The organism is Thioalkalivibrio sp. ALR17-21 (genome assembly GCF_000420185.1).
In the GTDB taxonomy this organism is placed as follows: Bacteria; Pseudomonadota; Gammaproteobacteria; order Ectothiorhodospirales; family Ectothiorhodospiraceae; genus Thioalkalivibrio; species Thioalkalivibrio halophilus.
This window is the reverse complement of the sequence record NZ_ATUL01000018.1, coordinates 46,498-53,695: the sequence shown is the minus strand read 5'-3', so window position 1 is coordinate 53,695 and position 7,198 is coordinate 46,498. Positions and strand designations below refer to the sequence as shown.

At 66.7% G+C, this 7,198-nt stretch carries 6 protein-coding genes; 5 read left to right on the top strand and 1 reads right to left on the bottom strand.

Going from position 1 to position 7,198, the window contains the following annotated elements:
* From G020_RS15395 to G020_RS15530, 5 genes are all read left to right on the top strand, one after another.
* A partial coding sequence (locus G020_RS15395) for a hypothetical protein (protein ID WP_024329556.1) occupies window positions 1–697 on the top strand: 697 nt, incomplete at its 5' end.
* A complete protein-coding gene (locus G020_RS0110310; RefSeq protein WP_024329555.1) occupies window positions 694–1,611 on the top strand; it encodes a DUF4123 domain-containing protein in 918 nt (305 codons plus the stop codon). The genes G020_RS15395 and G020_RS0110310, both read left to right, overlap by 4 nt.
* The gene (locus G020_RS15390) at window positions 1,608–5,048 is read left to right on the top strand and encodes a toxin VasX (protein WP_231363073.1); all 3,441 of its coding nucleotides are present in this window, start codon (window positions 1,608–1,610) and stop codon (window positions 5,046–5,048) included. The genes G020_RS0110310 and G020_RS15390 overlap by 4 nt, the downstream gene beginning before the upstream one ends.
* Window positions 5,049–5,067: 19 nt before the next feature.
* Window positions 5,068–6,399 (top strand): hypothetical protein, encoded by a 1,332-nt coding sequence (locus tag G020_RS0110300; RefSeq protein ID WP_024329554.1) that lies wholly within the window; start codon window positions 5,068–5,070, stop codon window positions 6,397–6,399.
* 71 nt (window positions 6,400–6,470) lie between these two features.
* Complete coding sequence (locus tag G020_RS15530) at window positions 6,471–6,911, top strand: hypothetical protein (RefSeq protein WP_231363072.1); 441 nt, start codon at window positions 6,471–6,473, stop codon at window positions 6,909–6,911.
* On the opposite strand, the gene G020_RS15025 is transcribed toward G020_RS15530, so the two are convergent.
* The gene (locus G020_RS15025) at window positions 6,868–7,164 is read right to left on the bottom strand and encodes a type VI secretion system PAAR protein (protein WP_024329552.1); all 297 of its coding nucleotides are present in this window, start codon (window positions 7,162–7,164) and stop codon (window positions 6,868–6,870) included. The two genes, G020_RS15530 and G020_RS15025, sit on opposite strands and share 44 nt — an antisense overlap.
* Window positions 7,165–7,198 lie beyond the last annotated feature (34 nt).

Below are 7,198 nucleotides of genomic sequence, written 5' to 3'. Positions count from 1 at the left end.
CCCCCCGCCGTACCCGCTGCCCGACCACAAGACCCGCTCCGTGCTGCGCACCCGCAGCCACCAGGCCGAGGGCTACAACGAGCTGCGCTTCGACGACGCCCGCGACGCCGAACAGATCCACCTCCACGCCCAGCGCGACCTCGATCTGATCACCCGCAACGACCGCAGCGAGACCATCGAACGCCACAGCCATCTTGGCGTCCACGGCGACCGCCTCGCCGAGGTCCGCGGCAACGAACACCTCACCGTCCAGGGCGAACGCCGCGAACACACCGCCGCCGACCAGCACTTCACCGTCGACGGCACCCTGCACCTGAAGGCCGGTCAGGCCTGGCTGAGCGAATCCGGCCGCGAACTGCACATCAAGGCCGGCCACCAGGTCGTCCTCGACGCCGGCGCCGAGATCACCCTCGAAGCCGGCGGCAGCTTCATCAAGGTCGACCCCTCCGGCGTCACCCTCAGCGGCCCCAGCGTCCGCCTCAACTCCGGCGGCAGCCCGGGCTCCGGCTCCGGGCAGGCCGCCCGAACACCTGCGTTACCTGAGGATGCGAAAACACGTGAACCTGCGGTTGCGCAGGTAGGTACGGAGCCTGACGGGCCCCGCATCGAACCGGCTCGCCAGGAGGCTGCCCTGCGCGGGGAAATGGCTCTGACCCAGCCCTGCACACCTGCCGGCGATGACCAGGGATCGGCATGACCATGGAAACACTCCGCATTGGTGCGCCACCAACGGGGACGTCCCTCGGTGACGGGAGACACTACCTGCTGCTAGACGGCATCGCGCTGGAGCCTCTGGAGCGGTGGCTCTACGAGCATCTCGATGCCCCCCTCCATGAGCCGCTGTACCTGCATACCCCCCTGGCGGAGTGTCGAAACATATCGCCATGTCTGGTGGCCCTGGAAGGGGATAGCCCCCTCTGGGACTCCTTCCTGAAACGGGGCGCGGCAGAGGGCTGGGGCTGGCTCATGGCCAGCGACTTCTCGTTGCTCGAAGTGGCGGAGCACCTGCGCTGGCTGTTGTTCGTCGGGCACCCCGAGCAAGGTGAGAAGATTCTGCGAGTGGCCTCGCCCCGGGTCATGCAGTGTCTGCTCGAGGCCGAACCCGAGCCATCACAAAGCCCTCTCCTTGGCGTGATAGAAGCGCTATGGCTGCCCACGGCCGAAGACGGCAACGTCACCTGGCGACACTTGACCCGCGACCGGGGCAACAGTCACCCCGGGGCACCGACACCACCGCGGGAGCGCTTCAGCCTGCAGCCGGCGCATCTCGAGTCGCTCAGCCGCATTTCCTGGCAGCGGTTTGCCGGAGAGCTGGCACAACACCTCGAGACGTATTTTGCCAACGGCCCACTGCTCAGGGAGTGCGGGACGGCGCTCGCCAGCGCCCGGCAAGTGATCAATATCACCCGGCACCTGGGCTTCGATGGACGCCGCACCTACTACTACATGGCCAACATCCTGGGTACCCACGGGCAGGCTGCCCTGGATCAACAGCGCATGCCGGAGCTGGCTCGCCTCCTGACCCAGACCGACGACCGTCCCCCCATGGAACGACTCAAGGCCGCCCTCGCCGAGGCCCAGCGGCTTGCGAGCAGGGAGAGCAGTGCATGATTAGCGACATGGAAGCCGCCAACCGCGTCGCCGACAGTCAGAACGACAACGACCCGGGCGAGGAACAGGGCCTGTGCCCCATTACGCGAAGCGACCTGCAACTGGTTCCGGTGCGTTACGCCCTGGTCGAGTCATCGGAGGCGGAGCGGGCGTCGGACACCCCGGGCTTTGCCCCGCTGCACGAGGGCAGTTTCCGGCGTTGCGGCGTTCGTCCGGTTCGTGAGGGTTGGCTCTACCTGGTCCACAGTTCCGCGCCGGACGAGCTGCAGGTCTTCGAGGTCAAACCCGATGGCAGCGGTGATCCGATCATCGTCGAACGCAAGGGCAGCATCCAGGTGCTGTTCAGCCCGGTGGAGCTCACCGACGTGCATCAGTCGATGCTGCGGCAGGCGGCCTTTCGCGATCAGGTCATGACACGGGTAAATGTCGGCGCCTACTGCCCGGGGAACGGCACCGCCCATCTGCTGGACCCCGAAGCGTTGAAGGATGTCCTGGCGGACGATCACGGTGAACCCCGCCCGACGCCGGCCGCCCCGGGCCCGGACAGCGGCGAGCCCCTCGACCCGGGCAGCTATCCCTGGTGCGAAACCGAAGGCGAACACGGCGAATGGCGCCTTGCCCGTGCCGCGGAGATCAAGGCGGCGATTCAGGGAGACTACCAGCAGGACAGTGCCTGCCTGCTGGTCGAGGACATCGCCGGGCGCGTCAAGGACCTGGCCCAGTCCTGGGCCTGCCTGGCGGAACAGCAGGGCAACTGGCTGGCCGAGCAGGAAAGCCCGCTCTTTGCCGCCCGAACCATCGACGGGTTCATAACCCTCGATTTCGAGCCGCACATCGCCAATGCAGGCGAGGGCAACATCCCCGACTGGCTGGGGAATGCAGGCGATGCCGAGCGGGATGACCTCCAGAAGCTTGCAGAGCTCTTTTCGCAGCACCGCGAAACCCACGAGGACGCTTCCGTTAGTGCCGGCGGTCACCCGGGGTTCATGCGCAGGCAGCTGGCCCCCATCGAGGGCGATATCTCCGCGTTGAGCGAACAGCTGGCCGAAAGACTGGGCACAACGGCCGATCAGGTGGAAGACTTCGTCGAGCGCGCTGAGCAGGATCACTTCCGCGAGGTGATCGGCGGCCACTACGCCCTGGCGCCCAAGGGCATCGTCGATGTGATCCGCCAGAGCGAGATGGCGGACTACCTGGCCCATGCCGATCGACTCGAGGCCCGGTGGCAGGTCGACTATCAAGGCATCGGTACCGATCTGGCGGCCATCCTGGAAACCTGGCACACCCAGGCGCTGCTGCTCGACCGCGAGGACGAGCGCCACATCGTGCTGGCCTGCCTGCTGGAGAAACAGGCCGTCGAGACACTGCTGGCCTGCGGGCAGGAGGCCTTCCTGGCGCGTTACTACGCCGGTGACACCCCGGCAACGGCGCACCTGATGCACTTCGTGCCTACCGAATCCTTCGTCGAGACGTTCCTGTCACAAGGGAGTGGCATCCAGAAGGCCCTGTCCCAGACGGCATCACTGATCGCCGCCGAAGGCGCGTTGGCCAGCTACCAGCAGTGGCGGGATACGGTGGAGCAACAGACCGGGCTTCGCTTTCGCAGCGTGGAGGGGCTTTCCGACGAAGCCCGAACCGCCATCGCCGGCGAAGTGCAGCTCAAGGAGAAGATGCTGGGGCAGGCTGTCCTCACCACACTGCTCGACGAGGCCCAGGACAGTGACCTGGGGCCGCGCATCGCAACCCTCGCTTCCCGGTTGCCGGAAGGGCAAAGGCTGATGTTCGCCGAACGCCTGGGCCTGCTGGAGTTGGGCTGGGACATCCCCGATCAATCGGTCCTGGACCGCATCCAGAAGGCGCTGGTCGACACCGATACCGCCATGACCCGACTGACCGCGCTGGAACAGAAGCTCGAACAACTCCAGCGGGAACGCCAGCAGGAGATGACGCGCGCATCAAGGCGCGGTACCCGCCAGGCCCATCGCCGGGCGGCCGACCAGTTCAACGCCCGCAAGATCCGGGAGGCCCAGTTAGGAATCAACCAGCACAAGCGCCTGCTGGGAGCGGCACTCGACGACCTGGCCGAACACAGCTTCCCGATCGACAAGGACAACGGCCACGCCCTCAAGGTTGGCGGCCTCAGCATGGCCGCCACCCGTGCGGCCCTGGCGGAACGTGCCGCCGACCGCAAAATTGCCCACCAGCCGAGAGCCACACTGAACGACACCCTGAACACCCTGGTGCGCGACGAGCAGGGCGAAATATCCACGGGCCGCAGCCTGGGGGTGCTGGTCAACGGCAGCCTGTCCGTGCTGGGCATGATCATGGCGGGCGTGGCGTTGCGAGACATGCTCAACGCCAAGGCACAGGCAGATGTTCTCGAGCACCTGAACAGGATGGTTGCCAATGTGTCCGGGGCTGCTGCAAGCATCATGGCGATCCGGGAAATGATCATCGACGCCCGCCACCGCAACCTCTACCAGGGGCGCGGCTTTCAGCAGGTGGCCCTGGCCGAGACCCGCGCCGCCGCCGGCAGCCCCGCGCAACTGGAGCGCTGGGCCAGGGTGGCCAATGGAGCGATGGGGGCCGTGGCCCTACTGGGTGGCGCTACAGGTCTCTTGGAGGTTTACAGGCAATATCAGCGTATCGGAGGAGCGGATACCGACGCCGAGCGACTGGCCTCACAGGTTGCCTTTACAGGTGCCGTCGGAGTCGCCGGTGGTGGCTTCTTTATCGGCGGAATGAGCGCCCTTGGCCGGATACTGGGCAAGCCCGCCGTCGCCTGGCGACTGCTGCTGCTCAAATTCGCCGGCCCCGCGGGCTGGGTGGTGGCGGTCGGCACCGCGCTGCTGATCATCGGCGAGGCGCTCGCCAATCGCTTCTCGTTGAGCCCCGTGCAGCGCTGGTGCCAGCGCAGCCACTGGGGGCGGGAGAACGAGGGCTGGGATCGTGAGGCCCACCAGCGGGCACTGGCCCGACTGGGCGATACCGATCTCAGGGTGGAACGCCAGGGGCAGGCCGAACCCCATGGCGGCCCGGGACCCGGCCCGGCAGCCAGCGACCTCGCCATCCGCATCGGGCTGCCCGGGCTTGACGCCCCCAGTGCTGAAAACCTTGCAGTGGGCCTCTGGGGCGTCACCCCGCACCTCAAGGGAATGACCCGGGACTTACTCGAACATGCCGAGCTCGAAACCCGGGGCTCTAGCTATGCCCTGCACTACCATTTCGATCCCGAGGCATTGGCCGACTGCCACGAGTTCCGCCTGGTCATCCGCACCAAAGGCCCCGAGGGGCGCACCACCCGGGTATTCCAGCTGCATCGGCGCGGCACGTCGCTCTCCGACGCGTGGAAGGAGCTCTCCGCCCTCGGCGATCGCCGCCTCACCCGCCATCAGGTGGGCAACTGGCCGGACATGCCCCTGACGCCCTGGCCATAAGAACAAGGGAAAACCCCACATGCCCAAACCGACCACAGACGAACCGTTGCCCCCCATGCGCGCCGGCGAGCGGGAAAGCCGCGCCGGCGGTGAGCAGTACTGCCTCAGCCCCCTGCCGGTCCCCACCGACAGCGAACACGGGGTGGACGTGGCCCATATCGATGTGCGCCACGACGAGGCCACAATGGACCTGCGCCAGGGCGCCAGCCTCGATAGCCTCCTGATTACGGGGCATGTCTTTAGTGTTGGGTTGACCTTTATCGTGGGCATCGGGGCATTTCTGTTACTGCTGGCTTTCTTTTGGGGGGGGCTGCCATTGGCAACCATCCCATGGTGGTTTGGGGTGGCTTATGGCATATCGCTGTTTCCTCTCTTCACCGGCATTCTCTTTCCCGATGTTGTACTGAAGCGCATCCCGCCCATTCGCCTGCACCGACAACGCCGCGAGGTGGCCTTCGTAGTGGACGCCCCGGGAAGGCGCTTCTGGCTGCCCGATCCGACCAACATGTGGTTGATGGCAATTTCCGGTGCCATCGCTGCATCAACAGGGCTCATCTTCATAGCGGAATCGCCTGAATGGATGACGAATCCGGATACGGCCTTTCCACTCAAGGTACTGCTCATCCACATCGCCTCTTTGGCCTTTCTTCCCCTCTACCCCCACTTTTATGACTTCTGCCGCAAGCTCGTCGGCCAGCAGCGCCAGACGGTGCTGGTGCCCTGGGAGGACGTGATCGCGGTCTGCGGGTTCAACCCCAGCCTCAGCGCTGGTGGGGTGACGGGCTTCGGCTGGAACTTCGCCCTGATGCCGCCCGATCCCGAACGACCCGGCTACACCCTGCCCGGGGCCGGCATCATCGTCGGGGTCGGCGGCCTGCCCGGCGCGCTGGCCCAGTGGGAGTACATCCGCCGCTTCATGGAGGAGGGGCCCGAGGCGATCACGCCGTCGGCCCGGGAGTGGGGCGTGGAATGGTACGACGCCCAGGTGGCCCGGGAGCGGGAACGCTACGAGCGCACCCACGACAAGCGCCGCTGGCAGCGCTTTCGCCGCGAGCAGTGGTGGAACCATGCCCGCTTCGCCCACTGGTACACCGAGTACCGCATGAAGCATGTGCTGCCCCGGGCCGTGCCCAGGGACTGGCTCGCCGAGTGGTCCCGACCGCTGCCCGAAACCCAGTGGGCCCGGCCCTCCCAACCTCTGACCGAGCTCAGCGAACAACTGCGCGCCGCCTACCAGCGCGGCGAGCCGTTCGTGGAGATGGGCAATGTCGAACAACGCTTCGGCATCGAGGTCGAGCCAACACCGCGCAAGGCCTACCCCACACGGCCATTCGCCGCCAACGCGGCATGACCGGAACAACCATGGGTATGGCTAAAAGGAACATGGTGGAGCCGTTGGCCGCCCGCTCGTCGCGGGACCGGATGAGCGACCTCAGCGCCTGGGCTATCGGTGCCCACGCCCTCCACGCCTGCCTCCAGGCCCTGCACGTCGGTCGGGCCACCCGAGCCGCCAGCACCCCGCTTCCAGCACCCCGCTTCCAGCGCTACCTGCCCGACGGGCGCGAATACTATTTCTGGATCGACCGCTCGCTGCCCGACATCGAGCGCAGGGACGGCCACTACCACATCCACAGACAGACGATCACGGTCCGCGTGCAGTGGCGCCGGAACACCGAAAACGACGACCTGCCGCGCGTCCTGCCCGCGCCAGGCCCCACCGAACCCCGGCCGGACGACCTGCTCACGCCCGACTTCGAACGGACCGGACAGCCCGGGTGGGCCGACGAACGGACCTATCCGGCCGACGGTGGTGGGACTGTCAGGATCCGCTCACAACGCCACTGCCGCCGCCACCCACCATGACGCCACCACAGGACACCGGGTGGCCCGTCAGAGCGACAGGGCGGCCATCCACCAGCACCGTGGAACCGCCCGGAGCAATGTTGCGGGTGTGGGTGGACTTGCCGGATTTCTTGTGCGGAGCCAGCGGGTCGCCCTCGCGCGCAACCGGGCGTCCGTTGACGAAGACCGTGGGACTGCCCGAGATCACGGGCGTTGGCGGGTAGCCGTCATGCCCGGTATCCAGGTCCCCCACGACCATGATCGTTTTGGACATGGTTCCTTCTCCCTTGTATTGGCTATCCAGACTG